This window comes from Streptomyces sp. NPDC091387 (assembly GCF_044756945.1).
Lineage (GTDB): Bacteria > Actinomycetota > Actinomycetes > Streptomycetales > Streptomycetaceae > Streptomyces.
The window spans coordinates 46,596-68,235 of the sequence record NZ_JBIVTZ010000013.1 but is presented as its reverse complement, the minus strand read 5'-3'; the positions used below and the strand labels follow the sequence as shown (position 1 = coordinate 68,235).

General features: G+C 70.6%; 21 protein-coding genes. 11 read left to right on the top strand and 10 right to left on the bottom strand.

Translation table 11 applies throughout. From position 1 onward, the window contains the following. Window positions 1–16: 16 nt before the first annotated feature. The gene (locus ACIQM0_RS26330) at window positions 17–511 is read right to left on the bottom strand and encodes an inorganic diphosphatase (RefSeq protein WP_123460069.1); all 495 of its coding nucleotides are present in this window, start codon (window positions 509–511) and stop codon (window positions 17–19) included. Window positions 512–597: 86 nt separating this feature from the next. On the opposite strand from ACIQM0_RS26330, the gene dacB reads away from it, so the two are divergent. The 6 genes from dacB to folE all read left to right on the top strand — a co-directional run bounded on the left by dacB (window position 598) and on the right by folE (window position 8,199). Then, window positions 598–2,106 carry a D-alanyl-D-alanine carboxypeptidase/D-alanyl-D-alanine-endopeptidase gene (gene dacB, locus ACIQM0_RS26325; protein WP_401290983.1) on the top strand — a complete coding sequence of 503 codons (1,509 nt, stop codon included), beginning with the start codon at window positions 598–600 and terminating at the stop codon, window positions 2,104–2,106. Between the two features lie 49 nt (window positions 2,107–2,155). Beyond that, window positions 2,156–3,289: a zinc-dependent metalloprotease gene (locus ACIQM0_RS26320; protein ID WP_401290980.1), complete on the top strand. Its 1,134-nt coding sequence runs from the start codon at window positions 2,156–2,158 to the stop codon at window positions 3,287–3,289. Window positions 3,290–3,490: 201 nt separating this feature from the next. Beyond that, window positions 3,491–4,582, top strand: coding sequence for a tRNA lysidine(34) synthetase TilS (tilS, locus tag ACIQM0_RS26315; RefSeq protein ID WP_401290978.1), 1,092 nt, complete (start codon window positions 3,491–3,493; stop codon window positions 4,580–4,582). Window positions 4,583–4,680: 98 nt separating this feature from the next. Then, window positions 4,681–5,220, top strand: a complete 540-nt coding sequence (gene hpt, locus ACIQM0_RS26310; RefSeq protein WP_363029634.1) for a hypoxanthine phosphoribosyltransferase — start codon at window positions 4,681–4,683, stop codon at window positions 5,218–5,220. A 197-nt stretch (window positions 5,221–5,417) separates the two neighbouring features. Beyond that, complete coding sequence (ftsH, locus tag ACIQM0_RS26305; RefSeq protein WP_401290975.1) at window positions 5,418–7,445, top strand: ATP-dependent zinc metalloprotease FtsH; 2,028 nt, start codon at window positions 5,418–5,420, stop codon at window positions 7,443–7,445. A gap of 148 nt (window positions 7,446–7,593) precedes the next feature. Beyond that, window positions 7,594–8,199 (top strand): GTP cyclohydrolase I FolE, encoded by a 606-nt coding sequence (gene folE / locus ACIQM0_RS26300; RefSeq protein WP_363029525.1) that lies wholly within the window; start codon window positions 7,594–7,596, stop codon window positions 8,197–8,199. Window positions 8,200–8,259: 60 nt separating this feature from the next. Here folE and ACIQM0_RS26295 read toward each other — a convergent pair whose 3' ends face one another. The 6 genes from ACIQM0_RS26295 to ACIQM0_RS26270 form a co-directional block, all read right to left on the bottom strand. Next, the gene (locus tag ACIQM0_RS26295; RefSeq protein ID WP_401290972.1) at window positions 8,260–8,742 is read right to left on the bottom strand and encodes a DUF3180 domain-containing protein; all 483 of its coding nucleotides are present in this window, start codon (window positions 8,740–8,742) and stop codon (window positions 8,260–8,262) included. A 58-nt stretch (window positions 8,743–8,800) separates the two neighbouring features. Next, complete coding sequence (gene folK / locus ACIQM0_RS26290) at window positions 8,801–9,412, bottom strand: 2-amino-4-hydroxy-6-hydroxymethyldihydropteridine diphosphokinase (protein ID WP_401290969.1); 612 nt, start codon at window positions 9,410–9,412, stop codon at window positions 8,801–8,803. Further along, window positions 9,409–9,768, bottom strand: a complete 360-nt coding sequence (gene folB, locus ACIQM0_RS26285; protein ID WP_024493348.1) for a dihydroneopterin aldolase — start codon at window positions 9,766–9,768, stop codon at window positions 9,409–9,411. Before folB ends, folK begins: the two co-directional genes overlap by 4 nt. 211 nt (window positions 9,769–9,979) lie before the next feature. After that, on the bottom strand, window positions 9,980–10,462 hold the full coding sequence (locus ACIQM0_RS26280) for a nuclear transport factor 2 family protein (protein WP_363029531.1): 483 nt from the start codon (window positions 10,460–10,462) through the stop codon (window positions 9,980–9,982). Then, window positions 10,459–11,256, bottom strand: coding sequence for a dihydropteroate synthase (gene folP / locus ACIQM0_RS26275; RefSeq protein ID WP_401291337.1), 798 nt, complete (start codon window positions 11,254–11,256; stop codon window positions 10,459–10,461). The genes ACIQM0_RS26280 and folP overlap by 4 nt, the downstream gene beginning before the upstream one ends. Before the next feature lie 93 nt (window positions 11,257–11,349). Next, entirely contained in the window at window positions 11,350–13,191 is a 1,842-nt protein-coding gene (locus tag ACIQM0_RS26270) for a phosphatidylglycerol lysyltransferase domain-containing protein (protein ID WP_401290966.1), read from the bottom strand. Window positions 13,192–13,332: 141 nt separating this feature from the next. Between ACIQM0_RS26270 and ACIQM0_RS26265 the strand changes: the two genes are divergently transcribed. Further along, complete coding sequence (locus ACIQM0_RS26265) at window positions 13,333–14,454, top strand: alpha/beta hydrolase (RefSeq protein WP_401290964.1); 1,122 nt, start codon at window positions 13,333–13,335, stop codon at window positions 14,452–14,454. 61 nt (window positions 14,455–14,515) lie between these two features. On the opposite strand, the gene ACIQM0_RS26260 is transcribed toward ACIQM0_RS26265, so the two are convergent. After that, window positions 14,516–15,703: a betaine/proline/choline family ABC transporter ATP-binding protein gene (locus tag ACIQM0_RS26260; protein ID WP_363029537.1), complete on the bottom strand. Its 1,188-nt coding sequence runs from the start codon at window positions 15,701–15,703 to the stop codon at window positions 14,516–14,518. Between the two features lie 130 nt (window positions 15,704–15,833). Between ACIQM0_RS26260 and ACIQM0_RS26255 the strand changes: the two genes are divergently transcribed. From ACIQM0_RS26255 to ACIQM0_RS26240, 4 genes are all read left to right on the top strand, one after another. Further along, on the top strand, window positions 15,834–16,547 hold the full coding sequence (locus tag ACIQM0_RS26255; protein WP_363029539.1) for an ABC transporter permease: 714 nt from the start codon (window positions 15,834–15,836) through the stop codon (window positions 16,545–16,547). A gap of 3 nt (window positions 16,548–16,550) precedes the next feature. Then, window positions 16,551–17,225, top strand: coding sequence for an ABC transporter permease (locus ACIQM0_RS26250; RefSeq protein WP_363029541.1), 675 nt, complete (start codon window positions 16,551–16,553; stop codon window positions 17,223–17,225). A 68-nt stretch (window positions 17,226–17,293) separates the two neighbouring features. After that, window positions 17,294–18,271 carry an ABC transporter substrate-binding protein gene (locus ACIQM0_RS26245; protein ID WP_401290960.1) on the top strand — a complete coding sequence of 326 codons (978 nt, stop codon included), beginning with the start codon at window positions 17,294–17,296 and terminating at the stop codon, window positions 18,269–18,271. Between the two features lie 116 nt (window positions 18,272–18,387). Beyond that, the gene (locus tag ACIQM0_RS26240; protein ID WP_401290958.1) at window positions 18,388–19,422 is read left to right on the top strand and encodes a hypothetical protein; all 1,035 of its coding nucleotides are present in this window, start codon (window positions 18,388–18,390) and stop codon (window positions 19,420–19,422) included. Window positions 19,423–19,458: 36 nt separating this feature from the next. On the opposite strand, the gene ACIQM0_RS26235 is transcribed toward ACIQM0_RS26240, so the two are convergent. Together ACIQM0_RS26235 and ACIQM0_RS26230 are read right to left on the bottom strand one after the other, a co-directional pair. After that, complete coding sequence (locus ACIQM0_RS26235; protein ID WP_401290955.1) at window positions 19,459–20,601, bottom strand: NADH-quinone oxidoreductase subunit D; 1,143 nt, start codon at window positions 20,599–20,601, stop codon at window positions 19,459–19,461. Then, the gene (locus ACIQM0_RS26230; protein WP_401290953.1) at window positions 20,598–21,632 is read right to left on the bottom strand and encodes an SAM-dependent methyltransferase; all 1,035 of its coding nucleotides are present in this window, start codon (window positions 21,630–21,632) and stop codon (window positions 20,598–20,600) included. Before ACIQM0_RS26230 ends, ACIQM0_RS26235 begins: the two co-directional genes overlap by 4 nt. Between the last annotated feature and the right edge of the window lie 8 nt (window positions 21,633–21,640).

Below are 21,640 nucleotides of genomic sequence, written 5' to 3'. Positions count from 1 at the left end.
GAAGCCGGACGGAACGTCAGTGCGCGCCGCCCTGCGCCTCAAGGCGCTTGTACGAGTTCTCGATCTCGGCCTCGGCCTCTGCGCGGCCGACCCAGTCGGCGCCCTCGACGGACTTGCCGGGCTCCAGGTCCTTGTAGACCTCGAAGAAGTGCTGGATCTCCAGGCGGTCGAACTCCGACACGTGATGGATGTCGCGCAGGTGCTCCACCCGGGGGTCGGAGGCCGGCACGCACAGCAGCTTGTCGTCGCCGCCGGCCTCGTCCGTCATCCTGAACATGCCGATCGCGCGGCACTTGATGAGGCAACCGGGGAAGGTCGGCTCCTCCAGGATGACCAGCGCGTCCAGCGGGTCGCCGTCCTCGCCGAGGGTGTTCTCGACGAAACCGTAGTCCGCCGGGTAGCTGGTCGAGGTGAAGAGTCGACGGTCCAGGCGGATCCGACCGGTCTCGTGGTCCACCTCGTACTTGTTCCGCGAACCCTTCGGGATCTCGATAACGACGTCGAACTCCACGGGTGGCTCCTCCATGATCAACACATACGACTGATGGTTAAGTGTCCCCCACGGGGATGTGTGCTCGCGAAAGGGGCTGGTCAACGGTGGCCGAGCCGGTGAAAAGACCGTCGATCAATCCGTTCGCCAAGCTGAGCGGGGCGGCCCTGAAGGACCACCTCGACCTGCGGAACGGGCTGAACAACCGGCAGTTCACGGCCGTGTCCGCCGTTCTCGGCCTGGCGCTCGCAGCCGGCGCCGTCCTCGCCGCCGGCCCCTGGGACTCGGGTCAGCGTAAGGCCGAGCAGGACTGGGCGGCCGCTCGGGCCCGTACAGGTGGCGCACATCACGACCCCGGCGCACCCGACGCACCCGCCCCCGCGCCCAGCGCCCCGGCCGTGCTCGCGGCGCTGGGCACCGCCGCCAACCGGTCCGCGCCGGACGCCCCCGATGCCCCGGACGGCGCAGCGGCCGAACTCCGCGCCGTACTGGGCCCGCTGCTGAAGGACCCCGACCTCGGCACCCGGCGCAGCGCCGTCGTCATCGACACCGCCACCGGCAAGCGGCTGTACGGGAAGGGGGCCGACACCCCCATGACACCGGCCTCCACGGTCAAGATCGCCACCATGGTCGCGGCCCTGACCGCGCTCGGCCCCGACCACCGCATCCCCACCACCGTCCGGGCCTCCGCGGACTCCCGCACCGTCACCCTGGTCGGCGGCGGCGACCCCACCCTGGACCGGGCGGCCCTGCGCGCCCTGGCCGCCGACACCGCACGCGCACTGAAGGACACCGGGGTCCACGAGGTCCGGCTCAGGTACGACGCCTCCGCCTACTCCGGGCCCGCGCTCCACCCGATCGGCCCCAACGAGAACATCGCCCCGCTGAGCGCCCTGATGGTCGACGAGGGGCGCCTCGACGACACCGCGAGCGGCCCTGCCCCGCGCAGCACCGACCCCGCGAGGGACGCCGCCGACGCCTTCGGCGAGCTGCTGGACGAGGCCGGGATCGACATCGGGTCCGGACCCGACTCGGGGCGGGCCGCCGCGAAGTCCAGGGCCGTCGCCAAGCACCTCTCCGTCCCGCTGTCCGGCCTCGTCGAGCGGGCGCTGACCAACAGCGACAACGACATCGCGGAGGCGCTCGCCCGGCAGACCGCGCTGGCCGCGGGCGAACCGGCGGACTTCGACGGCGGCCGACGGGCCGTCACCGCCCAGCTGAAGAAGCTGAAACTGCCCCTCAGGGGCGTGAACGTCGCCGACGGCAGCGGACTGAACCGCCAGGACAAGGTCACCGCCGCCCTGCTCGCCGGTCTGCTCGCCCGTACGGCCGATCCGCACCACCCCGAACTGCGGCCCGTCCTCACCGGGCTCCCGGTGGCCGGATTCAGCGGCACACTGAGCGGCCGCTACACGACGAAGTCCGGCGGCACCGGGCTGATCCGCGCCAAGACCGGCACCCTCACCGGCGTCAACACCCTCGCGGGCACGGTCGTCGACGGACACGGCCGGCTGCTCGCGTTCGCCTTCCTGGCATCGGGCACCACCGACCCGTCCGGCGCCCAGTCCGCCCTGGACTCGCTCGCCACCGCGCTGGCCGCCGGCAAGAGGCGCTGACCCGGTCAACACCTCACCGCATCAAGGGCCGAGCACGTACGGTTGACGCATGACGAGCATCGGTGGTGCGGGGATGGTCGACTGGAATCTCGCGGTTGCGACCGCGACCCGACTTGTGCGGCCTGGACCCGAGATCAGCCGCGAGGAGGCCCGCGAGGTCGTCGCGGAGCTGCGCAGGCATGCCAAGGCCGCGGAGGAACACGTCCGTGCCTTCACCCGGATGATCCCGGAGGGCACCGAACCGGAGGACACCCCGGTCCTGGTCGTCGACCGGGCCGGCTGGATCAAGGCGAACGTGGCGGGCTTCCGTGAGCTGCTGCGCCCCCTCCTGGACAAGATGGAGGAACGGCGCGGCGGCGGCGCGGGCGGCGCCGTGCTCGGCGCGGTCGGCTCCAAGGTGACCGGGGTGGAGGTGGGGATGCTGCTGTCGTTCCTGGCCTCCCGGGTCCTCGGCCAGTACGAGACGTTCGCCCCCGCCACCCGTGAGCTGCCCGCCTCCGCCGACGGCGGCGGCAGGCTCCTGCTGGTCGCGCCGAACATCGTCCACGTCGAACGGGAGCTGGAGGTCGACCCGCACGACTTCCGCCTCTGGGTCGCCCTCCACGAGGAGACCCACCGCACCCAGTTCACCGCGGTGCCCTGGCTCCGTGACCACCTGCAGGGTGAGATCCAGTCATTCCTCGACGAGACCGACGTCGACCCGATGACGGTGCTGGAACGGCTCCGCGAGGCCGCGCAGTCGCTGGCCGGCGGCCGGCCGGAGGGTGAGGAGGGCGAGGACGGCGGGCGCAGCCTCGTCGAGGTCGTGCAGACCCCCGCCCAGCGCGAGATCCTCGGCCGGCTCACCGCGGTGATGTCCCTGCTGGAGGGGCACGCCGACTACGTGATGGACGGCGTCGGACCCGAGGTGGTGTCCTCCGTCGGCGAGATCCGGGAGAAGTTCCAGCAGCGCAGGGCGCAGGGCGCGAGCCGGCTCGACCAGGCACTGCGCAAGCTCCTGGGCCTGGACGCCAAGCTGCGCCAGTACCGGGACGGCGAGCGCTTCGTGCGCGCCGTGGTCGACGAGGTCGGCATGGACGGCTTCAACCGGGTCTGGACGTCGCCCAACACCCTTCCGACGAAGGCGGAGATCGCCAAGCCGGCGGACTGGATCGCGAGGGTGCACCGTAAGGCAGAGTCATGATCACGGCGCGAACAGGGGCTCGTGGCCACAGGTAAACGCGCCGGTAATCACCCATCCGAGGGACCGTAGGGGCATGGGAAGCCGTGCAATGCTCGATGAACGGCATTGCTCTGTCACCATCGACGCACTCTGAGTGACGGCACTCTTTCCTGTCCCGGCACTCCGAGGCACCTCTCCGAAACTTCACGAAGGGCACCGGACATGGGTCCCCATCCTGCGGTCGCGGCGATACGCCTGGCGGTCCGCCGCGTACTCCACGACGTACTCACCGACTTCGCCGAACAGACCGATCGCGCTCCGCACGCCGGACGCGCCCCGCACCCCGAGCTCGCCGAAGCCGGCGCCGGCGGGCGGCGCGCCGCACTCCCCGAACGCCCCGATACCCCCCTGGTGCTGGTGGCATGCTCCGGTGGCGCCGATTCCATGGCGCTCGCCTCCGCCCTCGCCTTCGAGGCCCGCAAACTCGCCGTCCGGGCCGGCGGCATCACCGTCGACCACGGCCTCCAGGACGGCTCCGCCACCCGGGCCGCCGAGGTCGCCGGCCGCCTCACCGCCATGGACCTCGACCCGGTCGAGGCCGTCGCGGTGCGGGTCGGTCACGGCGGCGGGCCGGAGGCCGCCGCCCGCGACGCCCGCTACGCCGCACTGGACGCGGCGGCCGAACGCCACGGCGCCGCCGCCGTCCTGCTCGGCCACACCCGCGACGACCAGGCGGAGACCGTCCTGCTGGGCCTCGCCCGCGGCTCCGGCATCCGCTCCCTCTCCGGCATGGCCGCCGCGTCCGGCCCGGCCGGCCGCTACCGCCGCCCCTTCCTCCAGCTCGACCGGCAGACCGCCCGCACGGCCTGTCTGGTCCAGTCCCTGACCGTCTGGGACGACCCGCACAACATCGACCCCGCCTACACCCGTTCCCGGCTGCGCCACGAGGGACTGCCCGCCCTGGAGAAGGCGCTGGGCAAAGGAGTCGTCGAGGCCCTGGCCCGTACGGCGCAGCTCTCCCGCGACGACGCCGACGCCCTGGACACCTGGGCCGCCGAGGCCGGCCGTGACGTACGCGACGAAGCGGGCCGGCTGGAGTGCGCCAAGCTCGGCGTCCTGCCGCCCGCCGTCCGCCGCCGGGTACTGCGCCGGGCGGCCATAGAGGCGGGCTCCCCGGCCGGTTCCCTGTTCGCCCGGCACATCGAGGAAGTCGACCGTCTCATCACCGGCTGGCGCGGCCAGCAGGCCATCAACCTCCCCGGCCGCGTCGAAGCCCTGCGCCAGGGTGGCAGACTGGTGATTCGGCAGAGCTGACGCACAAGCGGCTGACATGCAGGCGAGCGGCCGCGCAGGTCCGGGACACCACCCGGGCCCGGCAGGCAAAGAAAGAGACGCGGGTGAACGAGAAGGACATGGGTACCGACCTTCAGTCGGTGCTCCTCACCAAGGAAGAGATCGACGCGAAACTCGTCGAGCTGGCCTCGAAGATCGACGCGGAGTACGCGGGCAGGGACCTGCTCCTCGTCGGTGTCCTCAAGGGGGCGGTGATGGTCATGGCGGACCTGGCGCGCGCCCTGTCCACCCCCGTCACCATGGACTGGATGGCCGTCTCCTCGTACGGCGCGGGCACTCAGTCCTCCGGTGTGGTCCGGATCCTCAAGGACCTGGACACCGACATCAAGGGCAAGCACGTCCTGATCGTCGAGGACATCATCGACTCGGGCCTGACCCTGTCCTGGCTGATGTCGAACCTGGGTTCGCGCGAGCCCGCCTCGCTGGAGATCTGCACCCTGCTGCGGAAGCCGGACGCGGCGAAGGTCGCGCTGGACTGCAAGTGGGTCGGCTTCGACATCCCCAACGAGTTCGTCGTCGGCTATGGGCTGGACTACGCCGAGAAGTACCGCAACCTCCCCTTCGTCGGCACGCTCGCCCCGCACGTCTACGGCGGCTGACCGCGGCGCGGCGCAACCCGCGCCGACTCCGGGGAACCCTCACCGATTTCCCGCCGTTGAGCCTTCGAAGGCGGGTTTGACAGACGTCCCCGGCGGTCGTCGGTGACAATGCTGGGGTACCGTCCGAAGAACAGTCTTTACTCACACGCAGCATTTACCTACGGGCAGGAGGGACGGGGCGTCTTCGCTCCGTATGGATGGACGTGAAGCGATACTTCCGTGGGCCGGTCATGTGGATCGTGCTGGCCGTCCTCGCCGTGGTCGTGTTGATGCAGGTCGTCGGCTCGTCCGGTGGCTACAAGACGGTGGACACCGGCAAGGTGATCCAGGCGATCAGTAAGAACCAGGTGGAGCAGGCCAAGCTCACCACCGGTGACGATCAAATCCTCAAGATTGAGATGAAGAGCGGCCAGAAGCTCTCCGGCGAGTCCGGCAGCAAGTTTCAGGCGAGCTACATCGGCAACCAGGGCGTCGAGCTGGCCGACACGCTGCAGAAGAAGTTCGAGAGCGGTGACATCGAGAAGGGTTACACCGTCTCGCCGTCGAAGCAGTCCCCGTTCGTCTCGATCCTCTTCTCGCTGCTGCCGTTCGTCCTCATCGTGGTCGTCTTCCTGTTTCTGATGAACCAGATGCAGGGTGGCGGCTCCAAGGTCATGCAGTTCGGCAAGTCCAAGGCCAAGCTGATCACCAAGGACACCCCGAAGACGACGTTCGCCGATGTGGCGGGGTCGGACGAGGCGGTCGAGGAGCTCTACGAGATCAAGGAGTTCCTCCAGGAGCCGGCGAAGTTCCAGGCCGTCGGCGCCAAGATCCCCAAGGGTGTCCTGCTGTACGGGCCTCCCGGTACCGGTAAGACGCTGCTCGCACGCGCCGTCGCCGGCGAGGCGGGCGTCCCGTTCTACTCCATCTCCGGGTCCGACTTCGTCGAGATGTTCGTCGGTGTCGGTGCCTCCCGTGTGCGTGACCTCTTCGAGCAGGCCAAGGCGAACGCTCCGGCGATCGTCTTCGTCGACGAGATCGACGCCGTCGGCCGGCACCGCGGTGCCGGTATGGGCGGCGGTCACGACGAGCGCGAGCAGACGCTGAACCAGCTGCTCGTCGAGATGGACGGCTTCGACGTGAAGGGCGGCGTCATCCTGATCGCCGCCACGAACCGGCCGGACATCCTCGACCCGGCGCTGTTGCGTCCGGGCCGCTTCGACCGGCAGATCGCGGTCGACCGGCCGGACATGCTGGGCCGTCTGGAGATCCTCAAGGTCCACCAGAAGGGCAAGCCGGTCGCACCGGACGTCGATCTCGGCGCCGTTGCCCGTCGTACGCCCGGCTTCACCGGTGCCGACCTGGCCAACGTGCTGAACGAGGCTGCGCTCCTCACGGCGCGCAGCAATCTGAAGCTCATCGACAACAACATGCTCGACGAGGCCATCGACCGCGTCGTGGCGGGTCCGCAGAAGCGGACCCGGATCATGTCCGAGAAGGAGAAGAAGATCACCGCGTACCACGAGGGCGGACACGCCCTGGTCGCGGCGGCCTCACCTCAGTCGGACCCGGTCCACAAGATCACGATCCTCTCCCGCGGCCGCGCCCTCGGTTACACGATGGTGCTCCCGGAGGAGGACAAGTACTCCACGACGCGCAACGAGATGCTCGACCAGCTGGCTTACATGCTGGGCGGGCGCGCGGCCGAGGAGCTGGTCTTCCACGATCCGACCACCGGCGCTGCGAACGACATCGAGAAGGCCACCGCAACGGCCCGCGCGATGGTCACGCAGTACGGCATGACGGAGCGGCTCGGCGCGATCAAGTTCGGCGGCGACAACACCGAACCCTTCGTGGGCCGCGAGATGGGCCACCAGCGCGACTACTCGGAAGAGGTCGCCGCGCTGGTCGACGAAGAGGTCAAGAAGCTCATCGAGAGCGCGCACAACGACGCGTGGGAGATCCTGGTCGAGAACCGAGACGTTCTTGACGCACTGGTTCTCCAGCTCCTTGAGAAGGAGACCCTCGGCAAGGCGGAGATCGCCGAGATCTTCGCTCCGATCGTCAGGCGTCCGGCACGTCCGGCGTGGACCGGCTCCGTCCGGCGCACGCCGTCCACCCGGCCGCCGGTGCTCTCCCCGAAGGAGCTCGCCCTCACCAACGGCGCCACCACGGCGAACGGCTCATCGACCGCGGACGTCGTCCCGGGCACCGAGTCGATCCCCGAGGAGCGTCCCGAGAGCTAGTTGCCGGACCGGTGCGACCCCCGTCACAGGGGTTCGGCCGGGCCCGGAATGGAAGCCGCGTCCTCCAGGTTTTAGCCTGTGGGGGCGCGGCTTTCGTATATCTGCGCGGATGCCCACGCAGCTGACAGTTCAGAGGAACGAGGCACAGATGACCGACCCGGTGACGCTGGACGGCCAGGATTCGATCGGCGAGTTCGACGAGAAGCGGGCCGCGGCGGCCGTACGTGAGCTGCTCTTCGCCGTGGGCGAGGACCCGGACCGGGAGGGGCTGCGGGAGACCCCGGGGCGGGTGGCGCGGGCGTACAAGGAGATCTTCGCGGGCCTGTACCAGGCGCCCGAGGACGTCCTGACGACCACGTTCGACCTCGGCCACGACGAGATGGTGCTGGTCAAGGACATCGAGGTGTTCAGCACCTGCGAACACCACCTGGTGCCGTTCCACGGAGTGGCGCACGTCGGGTACATCCCGGCGACCAGCGGCAAGATCACCGGCCTGTCGAAGCTGGCCCGGCTGGTGGACGTCTACGCCCGGCGGCCGCAGGTACAGGAGCGGCTCACCACACAGGTCGCCGAGTCACTGATGAAGATCCTGGAGCCGCGCGGCGTCATCGTCGTCGTGGAGTGCGAGCACATGTGCATGTCGATGCGCGGTATCCGCAAGCCCGGTGCGAAGACACTGACCTCCGCGGTACGCGGGCAGCTCCGTGACCCCGCGACGCGGGCCGAGGCCATGAGCCTGATCATGGCGCGCTGACGCGGCCGACTGAACTGACACTGCCGGGGAGCGGTGGTCCTGGGAAACGCGGCGGAGGGCTTATGCCCCCGCCGCGTTCTTGTTGTCGTCCTCGTCGCCCGGGAGCTTGCAGACGTGCTCCAGGAACAGGGCCGCCGCGATGACCGCGATGCCGGCCAGGACCGCGAAGCCGGCGTAGATCGCCTGGTCGCGGCGGGCCGGCATGTCGAGGGAGCCGAGCAGGAAGACGCCCGCGCCGCCGTACATCCCGGCGACGAGGGCGACGACGAGGGCGCTGGCCTGGCCGAAGACCACGGCGCGGGCCGCCATCAGCGGTTCGACGCCCTTCGCGCCCGGCCGGCGCTCACGCTGGGCGCGCAGCCGGGAGCGGATGGAGAGCGCCGTCGCCAGCAGGACGACGGCGATCACCGCGAGCACGATGGGCGCGGCCAGCGGCACGCTCGGCAGGGTGCCGAGGGCGTCCCAGAGGCGGGCGCCGCCCCAGGACAGCACCCCGGCCGCGGCGAAGATGCCGGCCAGTACTCCGAGCCGTAGTTGCTTCACCGGGTGAGCCGCCCTTCGCCGCCTGTGATCATTCCTGCTGTTCCAGTGAGCCTAACGACTACTCGGGCAGCCGGAGTTCCAGGTCGGCCCTGGGCAGTACGCTGCCGCGGCCGACACCTGCCAGCAGATCGGCGACCGGGCCGACGCCGGGCAGCTGGGCCGCGGGATCGACGTCGTGCCACGGGGCGAGGACGAAGGCGCGCTCGCGGGCCCGCGGGTGCGGGAGGGTGAGCAACGGGTCGTCGGAGACCAGATCGGCGTACGCCACGATGTCGACGTCGATGGTGCGCGGACCCCAGCGTTCCTCGCGGACCCGGTCGAAGGCCTCTTCGATCGCCTGGCCGCGCTCCAGCAGGGAGGACGGCGGCAGCGTCGTCTTCACGACGACCACCGCGTTGAAGTACGACGGCTGGGAACCGGCCTCGACGCCCCACGGCTCCGTCTCGTACACCGGGGAGACCGCTTTGACCCGGAGGCCGGGGGTGTCCTCCAGGGCGTCGATGGCGCCCTGGAGGGTCTCCAGGCGGTTGCCGAGATTGGAGCCCAGGGAGAGCACGGCGCGTTTCGGGTTGGAGAGGGTGATGTCCGCGGCGTCCACCTGCTCGACCACGGAGGCGGGAACCGGCTGTACGGTCGGGTCGCTCTGCCCCTCGGTAGAAAATGCAGTCATGCTCGGCTCCGGGTGATGGTGATGGTGACGTCGTCGAAGGGGACCGTGATGGGCGCGTCCGGCTTGTGCACCACGACCTCCACCTCCTCGACTCCTTCGTGCTTGAGGCACTGCTGGGCGATGCGCTCCGCGAGCGTCTCGATCAGATCGACCGGTTCGCCCTTGACGACGTCGACGACCTCTTCCGCGACCACGCCGTAGTGCACGGTCTTCGTCAGGTCGTCGGCGGCTGCCGCGGGACGGGTGTCGAGGCCGAGCACCAGGTCCACGATGAACGTCTGTCCCTCTTCCCGTTCCCGGGGAAAGACGCCATGGTGCCCACGGGCCTTGAGGCCGCGCAGCGCGACACGATCCACGCGAATCACTCCTGCTGTTGTTGGTCGTAGGGGGCACGGGCCGCGTGCGGGCGGCGTCCTGCCCTCATGGGAATCTACCTGCGAGCACCGACAGCGCTCGCCCGTGGGGGCCACGGCGGACCGCACGGGGCTGGTAGCCGCTGATACCCCGATGTGTCCGATTCGAATCCCTGGGAGCTGCTTTTCGAGCCCTCACCGGGGTTGTACCCATTCAGGAGGGGGAGTCCTCGTCCTCGTCCTCGCTGGTTTCGGCCAGTACGGGCGAGCCGTGGTGGGACCAGAGCTTCCAGCCGTCCGGAGTGCGCCGGAACACATTGGTGGCGACCACCAGCTGTCCCACGAGCGGCCCCAGCGAGCTGCCCTCCTCGGCCGGACCGCCGCTGAGGATGTTCTCCGTGCACGTGACCAGGGCGGTGTCGCCCGTCATGGAGACCCCGACGTCGGTCAGGAAGAACTGGATGTACTCGGTGTTCGCCATGATCAGGGCGTAGCTGCGCAGCACCTCGCCGCGGCCGGTGAGCACCGGCCAGCCGGGGTGGACGCAGGAGACGGTGAGGTCCTCGCCCGGCAGCCAGAGCGCGGTGAGCCCGTCGAGGTCCCCGCGTTCCATCGCCTCGTAGAACGCGGTGTTGGCCTGCTCGACCGCCTCGATGTCGGCGGCCGCGTCGGCGTGCTCGTCCTGCGACTCGTTCACGCGGCTCCCTCGACGGCGCGGGCGACGCGTACGGCGTCCGCGGTGGCCCGTACCTCGTGGACCCGGACGGCCCAGGCGCCGGCACGGGCGGAAAGTGCGGAGATCGCGGCGGTGGCCGCGTCGCGCTCGCGGGCGGGAGGCGGGGCGGCGCCCGTTCCGGCCAGTACGTGGCCCAGGAACCGCTTCCGGGAGGCGGCGACCAGCAGCGGGCGGCCCAGGGCGTGCAGCGCGTCCAGGCGGGCGATGAGCGACAGGTCGTGGCCGGCGTCCTTGGCGAAGCCGAGACCGGGGTCGATCACGATCCGTTCGGCCGCGACACCGCCCGTGACCACGGCGTCCATCCGGATCCGCAGCTCCTCGACGACCTCGGCGACGACGTCCCCGTACACCGCCCGGCTGTTCATGGACTCGCTGAAGCCGCGCCAGTGCATGACGACGAAGGGCACCGCCGCGGCGGCGACGACCGGGACCATGTCCGGGTCGGCGAGTCCGCCGCTCACGTCGTTGACGAGGACCGCTCCCGCGTCGACGGCCTGCTCGGCGACCCGGGCCCGCATGGTGTCCACGGAGACCGTGACCCCTTCCGAGGCCAGTCCGCGGACCACCGGGACCACCCGGCGCAGCTCTTCCGACTCGTCCACCCGGCTGGCGCCGGGGCGGGTCGACTCACCGCCGACATCGACCAGGTCGGCGCCCTCCCCGACCAGGTCGAGACCGTGCTTGACGGCCGCCGTGGTGTCGAACCAGCGGCCCCCGTCGGAGAAGGAGTCGGGGGTCACATTGACGACACCCATGACCGCGCAGCGGTCCCACTCCGGCAGGCCCTGGACCGTGCCTCGTCCACGCAACGTACTCATACGACCAGCGTAGGCCCGCCCGGGGGCCGCTCACGCCGCGTGGACGCCGTGCTCCCCGGTGGTGGCAGGCGTGTGCGCGCACGGACGCCGTCCGCCGCCCGGCAGCCTGCGGGCCAGCGGGCGGGGGAGCGCGAAGCTGACGAACCCCTCGGCCTGCATGGCCGCCAGGGAGATCCGGGGCAGGTCGCGGGCGGTGCGGTAGACCACGAAACGGGGCTCCCAGCGGGGCCGGAACTTGGCGTTGAACTTGTACAGCGACTCGATCTGGAACCAGCGCGACAGGAAGATCAGCAGGCCGCGCCAGATCCGCAGCACCGGTCCGGCGCCCAGCTTCTCGCCGCGGGCCAGCGCGGAGCGGAACATCGCAAAGTTCAGCGAGACGCGGGTGATGCCGAGCCGCGGCGCGGCCTGGAGGGACGCGACGATCAGCAGTTCGTTCATCCCGGGGTCGGCGGCGCGGTCGCGGCGCATGAGGTCCAGGGACATGCCGTCGGTGCCCCAGGGGACGAAGTGGAGCACCGCCTTCAGGTCGCCGTACGGGGAATCGGCGCTCTGCTCGTCGGACTTGTGGGCGGTGGCGATGAAGCAGTCCCCGTCGGCGCCGTCGCCGATCCGGCCGAGCGCCATGGAGAAGCCGCGCTCGTTGTCGGTGCCGCGCCAGTCGGCCGCGGCCCGCCGGATGCGGGCCAGTTCGGCCTCGCCGATGTCGGCCACGCGCCGTACCCGGGTCGCGTACCCGCCGCGCTCAATGCGCTTCACCATCTGGCGTACGTTGCGCATCGCACGTCCGGCGAGGGAGAAATCCGCGACATCCACCACCGCCTCGTCGCCCAGTTCGAGGGCGTCGAGTCCGGTCTCGCGGGTCCAGACCTCGCCGCCGGTCTCGCTGCAGCCCATCACGGCCGGCGTCCAGGAATGGGCCCTGGCCTCGTCCATGAAGCGTTCGATGGCGCCCGGCCAGGCCTCCACGTCACCGATCGGGTCGCCGCTGGCCAGCATCACCCCGGACACCACGCGGTAGCAGACGGCGGCCTTGCCGCTGGGGGAGAACACCACGGCCTTGTCGCGGCGGAGCGCGAAGTGGCCGAGCGAGTCGCGTCGGCCGTGCCGCTCCAGCAGTGTGCGCAGCCGGGCCTCGTCGTCCTCGGTGAGGCGGGCGGCAGGATGTTCGGGGCGGAACGCGAGGTAGATCGTGGTGACGGCGGTCAGCAGGCCGAGCGCGCCGAGCGAGTAGGCCACGGTCCAGGAGGTGACACCGGCGTACTCGACGGGTCCCTCGAAGCCGAACAGGCCGTACAGCACGTGCTGGAGCCGGTCGGCGATGCTGGGGTTCCCGACCAGCCGGCCGGGGTGGACGCTGACGATGACCAGGCCGAGGCCGAGCGAACCCGCGCCGAGCAGGACGAAGTTGGCCAGCGCCCGCCAACGGCTGCGCGGGTCGGGAAGCGCGGCGAATTCACTCCGGTGGCGTACCAGCAGGTAACAGAGCGTCAGGGAGACCAGTACGCCCAGCACCGAGTGCCGGTAGACGAACTGGGAGAGCGCGCCGGCCGGGAGCAGCACGACGGCCGCCCGCCAGGCCCGTCGCTTGTGCCGCTTGAGGCCGTGGGCCAGGAGCAGCAGCAGGATGCCGACGCTCAGGGAGAGCGCGGCGGCGAAGGGGCCGAGGGCGCCGGGAAGAACCTCGGCGAGGGTGTGCATCCGGCTGTGCCGGAAGCGCGGGAAGACCCCGGAGGCGACGTCGATCAGACCGACTACGGTGCAGGCGGTGCCGACGAGCACCGGTACGGATTCGGGGCGCGGTCCGCGCACGAACGTGCGTGCGCTATTCGGAACCGATCCCGATTTATCCCCATCTAGCGTGACAGACATCGTTTCCCGTGGTTCCGCGAGAGATTCTTTGGAGTCCGTCGGCCGGAGCGCTGCGGACGATGTGCGACCTCTAGGACGAGCCTTCCGGGCGGCGGGTTCACCCGTATCCCGGAAATTTCCTGACAAGAAAGTTCAACCGTCATGGGCCTTACCGGCAACGCAGTGCTGATCCTGGCGATCGTGCTGGCCGTCGTGCTGTTCGCCGTCACGATCTGGCTCTGGCCGCGGTTCGCCCGGCGCAGTGTCCCGATGGTGTTCGGCAGGGTCGGCCTGCTTCTGGCGACCCAGGTGGCGGTCTTCGCCTCGGTCGGCCTGATGGCCAACAATACGTTCCTCTTCTACGGCTCCTGGGCGGACCTGTTCGGCCAGAAGCAGGATCTGGGCGTGGTCACCGACCGTGCCGCCGGGACCCTGGCCGCGAAGAACATCGTCCGGGTGGGGACGCAGCGGCCCGATGTGCCGGGCGGATCGCTGGCCACCAGGGGCGGCCGGATCGACAAGGTCGTCATCGCGGGGCGGCATTCCGGGATCGAGAGCTCGGCGTACGTGTATCTGCCGCCGGAGTACTTCCAGGAGGCGTACGCCCGGCGGAAGTTCCCCGCGGTGGTGGTGCTCACGGGCTACCCGGGCACTTCGGAGAACCTCCTCAAGGGGCTGCGGTACCCACGTACTGCACTCGATCAGGTGAAATCCGGGCGGTCGCAGCCGATGATCCTGGTGATGCTCCGGCCGACGCTGGCGCCGCCGAGGGACACCGAGTGCGTGGACATAAAGGGCGGACCGCAGACCGAGACGTTCTTCGCGGAGGACCTGCCGCGGGCGATCTCGGCCGGCTACCGGGTCGGCAAACGGGCCCGCAACTGGGGCGTCATCGGCAACTCCACCGGCGGCTACTGCGCACTGAAGCTCGGGCTGCACTACCCGCACCGCTTCACGGCGAGCGCGGGGCTCTCCGCGTACTACAAGGCGGCAGAGGACCCGACGACCGGTGACCTCTTCCACGGCGACCAGCGGGCGCGTGACCACGCCGACCTGCTGTGGACCCTGGACCACCGGCCGATGCCCGACTCGTCCTTCCTGGTGACGACCTCCCGCCACGGCGAGGCGAACTACGCCGACACGAAGAAGTTCCTGGCCAAGGTGAAGGCGCCCGCGCAGGCCTCGTCGATCGTGCTCGGCAGTGGCGGGCACAACTTCAACACCTGGCGCCGGGAGATTCCCGCCGCCCTGGAGTGGTTGAGCAGCAGGCTCAGCGAGAACTGACCCGGCCGGGGCCGGGCCGCGTCCGGGCTCTCACGGGGCCGCGTGACCCGAGGGCGCGCGCTCACAGCCCCGCGGTCTTGGTCACGCTCGCCACGCTCTCCACGGCCACCTCGGCGCGCGGCACGGCCCGGTCGTCCGCGTCGATCGACCGGCGCAGCGCCTCATGGAGGCGGGCCGGGGTGAGCACGCCCAGGAACCGGCCCTCCCCCTCCTTGTCGATGACCGCGATCCAGCCGGCGTCGTGCTGGAGCATGGTGGCGAACGCCTGCTTGAGCGGGGCGCCGACGGGCAGCCAGGCCTCCATCCGGCGGGCGTGCTCCCGGACCGTGCCCTTGGTGGCGGTGAGCGCGTCACCGGCCGGGATCCAGCCGTGCAGATGGTCGTCGCCGTCCAGCACGACGGCCCAGCGCGCCCCCTCGGCGCGCAGCCGTTCGGTGGCCGTGGCCAGCGGGTCGTCGAGGTGGACGACCGGCGGCTGGTCGAGGTCGCTCTCCTCGATGGGGGTGACCGAGAGCCGCTTGAGGCCGCGGTCCGCGCCGACGAAGTCCGCGACATAACCGGTGGCGGGGGCGCCGAGCACGGTGGCCGGAGAGTCGAACTGCTCGATCGAGCCCTGTCCGTAGACGGCGATGCGGTCGCCGAGACGGACGGCCTCCTCGATGTCGTGCGTGACGAACAGCACTGTTTTGCGGACCTGTGCCTGAAGCTTGAGGAATTCGTTCTGCAGCCGTTCCCGGACGACCGGGTCGACCGCGCCGAAAGGCTCGTCCATCAGCAGTACGGGCGGGTCGGCGGCCAGCGCCCTTGCCACGCCCACGCGTTGGCGCTGGCCACCGGACAGCTGTTCCGGATATCGGTCGCCATAAACGGAAGGATCGAGTCCGACCAGGTCGAGGAGTTCCGCCGCGCGTTCGCGGCCCTTTCCGCGTTTCCAGCCGAGGAGATGGGGCACGGTCGCGGTGTTTTCCAGGACCGTTCTGTGCGGGAACAGACCGACCTGCTGGATCACGTAGCCGATACGCCGGCGCAGCTGGACGGGGTCGATGGCCGATATGTCGTCCCCGTCGAGGAATATCCGGCCCTCGGTCGGTTCGATCAGCCGGTTGACCATCTTCATGGTGGTCGTCTTGCCGCACCCCGATGGCCCGACGAGCGTGACGAGTTCACCCTCGGCGACCTCGAAGGAAAGATCGTCGACGGCGGTGGTGCCGTCCGCATACCGCTTGGTGACGTGCTCGAAACGGATCATGGTTCCCCATTGTGGCGCGTGTTTTGTGAAGGACATGTTGCTGGAATACAACGGCTTCCGTGATTGTCAGTGGTCGAGGATAGGCTCGCCGGACATCAGTACGAGTGGGCGATCGGGAGTGGGGGACAAGATGGCCGCACAGAACTGCCTGGTGACGAACGACTGGATCTGCGGGGAGTATCTCCGTTCCCGCAGCCAGGAGTTGACCGATGCCACGGTCCAGCACATCTGGATCACCGCCGTCTCGGTGGCGATCGGGGTCGCCGTGGCATTCCCGCTGGCCCTGCTCGCCCGTCGCAGCCGCCGCTTCGCCGGACCGGTGCTCGGGCTGACCACGGTCCTCTACACCGTGCCGTCGCTCGCGATGTTCTCGCTGCTGCTGCCGCTCTTCGGGCTCTCCGCGGCGCTGGTCGTCACCGGACTGGTGCTGTATTCGCTGACCATTCTCGTGCGGAACATCCTGGCGGGACTGGAAGCGGTGCCCGAGGAGGCGAAGGAGGCCGCGCGCGGCATGGGCTACGGGCCCGCCAGGCTGCTGTGGGAGGTGGAGCTGCCGCTCGCGATGCCCGCGCTGATGGCCGGGATACGGATCGCGACGGTCTCCACGGTCGCGCTGACGACGATCGGTTCGATCGTCGGCCGGGGCGGCCTGGGCAACCTCATCGACGACGCCCTGCCGAGCTTCTTCAAGGCCCAGGTGCTGGCCGCCTCGGTGCTCTGCGTACTGCTCGCGGTCGTCGCGGACCTGCTGCTGCTCTGTGTGCAGCGGCTGCTGACCCCGTGGACCCGCATATCAAGGACCCACGACGCCGTGGACGCGGCCGGCACGGCGAAGGCGGTCTGACCCATGGGAGTTCTCGGCGAGGCCTGGACCTGGCTCACCACCGGCGCCAACTGGTCGGGGGAGAGCGGGGTGTCCCACCGGCTCGGAGAGCATCTGTACGTCAGCGGGGTGGCGCTCGCCCTGGCCTGTGCCATAGCGCTGCCCATCGCGCTCTTCCTGGGACACATCGGGAAGGGGGGCGCGCTGGCCGTCAACATCTCCAATGTGGGGCGGGCGGTCCCGGTCTTCGCGGTGCTGGCGCTCTTCATGGTCTCGCCGCTGCGCAACAGCGGCTATGTGCCGACGATCATCGCCCTGGTGCTGTTCGCCGTGCCGCCGCTGCTGACCAACGCCTACGTCGGGATGACCGAGGTGGACCGTTCGGTGACGGAGGCCGCACGCGGGATGGGGATGTCGGGCCCCCAGCTCTTCGTCCGCGTCGAACTGCCGCTGGCCTACCCGATGATCATGACCGGGCTGCGCTCGGCCGCGGTCCAGGTGGTCGCCACGGCGACGATCGCCGCGATGGTCGGCCAGGGCGGTCTCGGCCGGATCATCACCGCCGGCTTCAACACGTACAACACCCCGCAGGTGGTCGCGGGGGCCCTGCTGGTCGCCGTGCTCGCCCTGCTGGTGGAGACGGTGCTGGTCGCCCTCGACCGGGTGCTGTCGCCGGTTCGCCGCCGCCGGACGGCGTGAGCCCGGCCCGCTTTCCTGACCGACCTCGCATATCGCATATGGCCCTGTTGCCCTGGACGGAGAACAACATGAGCAAGACCTCGCGCATAGCCGGCGCGGTCATCGGCATCGTCGCGCTGGCGGGCTCGCTCGCCGCCTGCGGCGGTGACAGCCTGGAGAAGGACAAGGGTGCCCCGGCCGGCGGCGACGACTCCGCCAAGAAGGGCTCGCTCGTCGTGGGCGCCGCCGCCTTCACCGAGTCCAAGGTGCTCGCGGAGCTGTACGCGCAGATCCTCGCCGACGCCGGATACAGCACCTCGGTCACCACGGTGAAGAACCGCGAACTGTACGAACCCTCCCTGGAGAAGGGCGAGATCGACGTCGTACCCGAATACGCGGCGACGATCACGGAATTCCTCAACGCCAAGGTGAACGGGGCGAAGGCGGCCGAGGAGAAGCCGCTCGCGTCGGGCGACACCGCGGCCACCGTCGCCGCCCTGAAGAAGCTCGCCACTCCGCGCGGACTGAAGGTCCTGCCGGCCGGCAAGGCGGTCGACCAGAACGCCTTCGCGGTCACCAAGGAATTCGCCGCGAAGAACAAGCTGACGACGCTTTCCGATCTCGGCGCCTCCAAGGTCGAGGTGAAGATCGCGGCGGGTGACGAGTGCGAGGTGCGGGCGTTCTGCGCGCCCGGACTGAAGAAGACGTACGGCATCGATGTGACCGGCATCGACCCCAAGGGAGTCGGCACCCCGCAGTCCAAGCAGGCGGTCAAGGACGGCAAGGACCAACTGGTCCTCACCACCACCACGGACGCGGTGCTGGACAGCTTCGGCCTGGTTTTCCTGGAGGACGACAAGAAGCTGCAGAACGCGGACAACGTTCTGCCGGTCGTCAATGCCAAGGACGCGGGCGCCCAGGACATCGCCGACGCGCTCGGCAAGCTCACCGGCGCACTCACCACCCAGGACCTGGCGGAACTGAACCGCAAGGTCGACGCCGAGCGCGCCAAGCCCGAGGACGCGGCCAAGGAATACCTTCGGTCGAAAGGCCTGATCAAGAAGTAGGGAAGGCCCGCGTACGGGAGCGGAAGCAGTTGTTTTAGGGGCCGTCAGGTAACCGGCGGGGAACAGATTGCCGGGCGGCCCCCCAAGCAGGCCGTACGCACGGTAAATTTCAGGCCATGCCACGTGGACGCCATCGCCATTCGCCACCTCTGCACAGAATCCTTCCGCCCTCGGTCGTGGCCGGAGCCTCTGTCCTCTGTGCCGCGGCAGCCTGGCTGCCCGCCGACCCCCTGGTCCTGCGCGCGCTGGTCGCCGCCGCGGCGGCCGCCGCCCTCACCGGCGCGTATCTGATGCGCAGCTGGGACCGGGAGGCGGGCCGTCGCGTCGCGGAGCTGACGCGCGCCCGCGCCGGCGACGAGTGGCGGGCCGAGGAACGCGTAGCGGAGATCGAGGCCGATCTGGACGAGTCGCGCGAACTGCGCGCCCGCCTGGAGACGAAGCTGCGCCGCAAGCGCGTCGAACTGGCCGGGCTCCGCGGCGAGCACGCCGCACTGCTGCGGCGGTACGCCAACGCCGAGACCGAACGCGCCAGTGTGCTGGAGAGCCGCCGGCAGCTCGCCCTGGAGGCGGCCGCGCCGCCCCGCGAACTGCCCGCCGCGCGCAGCACCCCGACAGCAGCCGGATATCTGCGCGCCGCCCAGGCGCTGGAGGACCTCACGCGCAACGGGGCGCTCCAGAAGGCACGGCGCACCGCCGAGCAGGCCAGGAAGCACGCTCTCGCGGAGCGGGCCCGGCAGGCGCAGGAGCGGCAGGGGAAGCACGCGGCGGCCGCGCACACCGGGGCCACGACGGACGACGGGCAGCACCGCCGCCCGGCCGCCGTGCCCGCGCCGCCCCGGCCGCCCAGGGCACTGCCCGTCCAGAGTGCCCAGAGCGCGGCGCCGGCCGCCGGCGCGGTCGTCCCGTACGCAGCGGCCCGCCGCCATCTGGTGCCGCAGGGAAGCTTCGACTTCTTCGGTACGCAGAAGGCGCACGCAGCGATCGAGTCCGTGCAGAACGAGGACCTCGCCGATGTGGTGGGCGAGGAGGCACTCGCCGCGCACCGCACGGGCGCGGCCGACAACCGGGCCGTCGGCAAGGTCATCGACCTGACCGCGCACGACGAGACGGAACAGCTGGACGTCGCGGAGCTGCGCAGCGCGATCTCGTAGCGGCGGGGGCAGGGGCCTCCCGCCGCGCGGGCCGGGCTACTTGTCGATGTCACCGACGACGAAGAACAGCGAGCCCAGGATCGCGACCATGTCCGCGACCAGGGTGCCGGGCAGCAGCTCGGTGAGCGCCTGGATGTTGTTGAACGACGCCGAGCGGAGCTTCAGCCGGTACGGGGTCTTCTCGCCCTTGGACACCAGGTAGTAGCCGTTGACGCCGAGCGGGTTCTCGGTCCAGGCGTAGGTGTGGCCCTCGGGGGCCTTGAGCACCTTGGGCAGCCGCTGGTTGATCGGACCGGGCGCCAGGTCCGCCATCCGGTCCAGGCAGGCGTCCGCCAGGTCCAGGGCGTTGTGCGTCTGGTCCAGCAGGCACTCGAACCGGGCCAGGCAGTCGCCCTCGGTGCGGGTGACGACCTTCAGGGTGTCCTGGAGCTCCCCGTACGCGAGATAGGGCTCGTCCCGCCGCAGGTCGAAGTCGACGCCGGAGGCGCGGGCGATCGGCCCGGACACCCCGTACGCGTGCACGGCCCGCGCCGAGAGCACGCCCACCCCGCGGGTACGGCCCCGGAAGATCTCGTTGCCGAGCACCAGCTTGTCGTAGACGTCCATCCGGGACCGGACCGAGGCGACGGCCTCCCGGGCGCGGCCGAGCCAGCCCGCCGGGAGGTCCTCCTTGAGGCCGCCGACCCGGTTGAACATGTAGTGCATCCGGCCGCCGGAGACCTCCTCCATCACGGCCTGGAGCTCCTCGCGCTCCCGGAACGCGTAGAACACCGGGGTGATCCCGCCGAGTTCCAGCGGGTACGAGCCGAGGAACATCAGATGGTTGAGGACCCGGTTCAGCTCGGCCAGCAGGGTGCGGGTCCAGACCGCGCGCTCCGGGACCTCCATGCCGAGCATGCGCTCGACGGCCATCACGACGCCCAGCTCGTTGGAGAACGCCGACAGCCAGTCGTGGCGGTTGGCGAGCATCACGATCTGCCGGTAGTCGCGGGCCTCGAAGAGCTTCTCCGCGCCGCGGTGCATGTAGCCGATGACCGGTTCTGCCTGCTGGACGCGTTCGCCGTCCAGGACGATCCGCAGCCGGAGCACGCCGTGGGTGGAGGGGTGCTGCGGGCCGATGTTGAGCACCATGTCGGTGCTCTCCGCCGCGCCGCCGATGCCGACTGTGGTCTCCGTCATGCCGACAGTATCCCTGCGGCAGGCGGCGCCGTGGGGTGCGGGGGCAGCGCTCCCGAAGGGAGCCTCACCCGTTGCGTCAGCCAGCCGAAGCCGCCCAGGCCGCCGGGCGCCGTCAGCTCCGCCGCCTCACCCGCCCCGGCCAGGGCCCGTACGTAGCCGGCCGGGTCGCTCGACGCCAGGGACAGCGGCGGGCGCCCGCCGCTGATGCCCAGGTCGTGCAGCGCCTCGCGCTGGGTGCGGATCTCCGCGGCCGGGCCGCCCGCCGCCGCGCAGGCGTCCAGCGCCACGTGGGAGGTGAGGTCGCAGCTGCCGTCCGGCACCGGCCGCACCTCGCGCCCCGCCCGGAAGCCGGTCAGCGTGCCGAAGGGCGGCCGCGCCTCCCGTACGTGCATGTAGTCCACGGCCACCGCGAGCCCGCCGGACAGTGTGGACACCGCACGCGCCCACGCCTCGTCGCGCGGGCGGCCGATCTCCGCCCGGCCGCCCGGTCCGGCCGACGGCCACCAGCGGCTCAGCCACCGGGCGTCGGCCCCGCTCACCGGCTCGCCCAGCCGCTCCGCACCGTCCGACGGCCGGACCAGCACGTAGCGGTCGACGCCGTCCCGGTCCGTCTCGGCGACCGGCGTCGGCACGTTGTCCAGCCACTCGTTGGCGAACAGCAGCCCGCGCACGCCGCGCGGGGGCTCCGCGCACCACTCCACCCGTGGGTCCAGACCGCTGGGGCGCGCGGCCAGCTCCACGGCGTACGCCCGTACCGCGAGACCGTCGCCGCCCTCCGCCGGGAGCGCGGCGAGCACTCCCGTCAACAGCTCTCCGCGCCCCGCCCCCAGGTCCACCAGGTCCACCGAACCGGTCCCGAGCTCGCCGGCCGTCCTGACCAGCAGCCGGGCGACGGCCGCGGCGAACAGCCTGGATGCGTGCACCGAGGTACGGAAATGACCCGCGGGCCCTTCGGGGCTCCGGTAGAACCCCCCGTCCCCGTACAAAGCGGTCTCAGCCGCCTCCTGCCACCCGCGCCAGTCATCCGTCACATATCCAA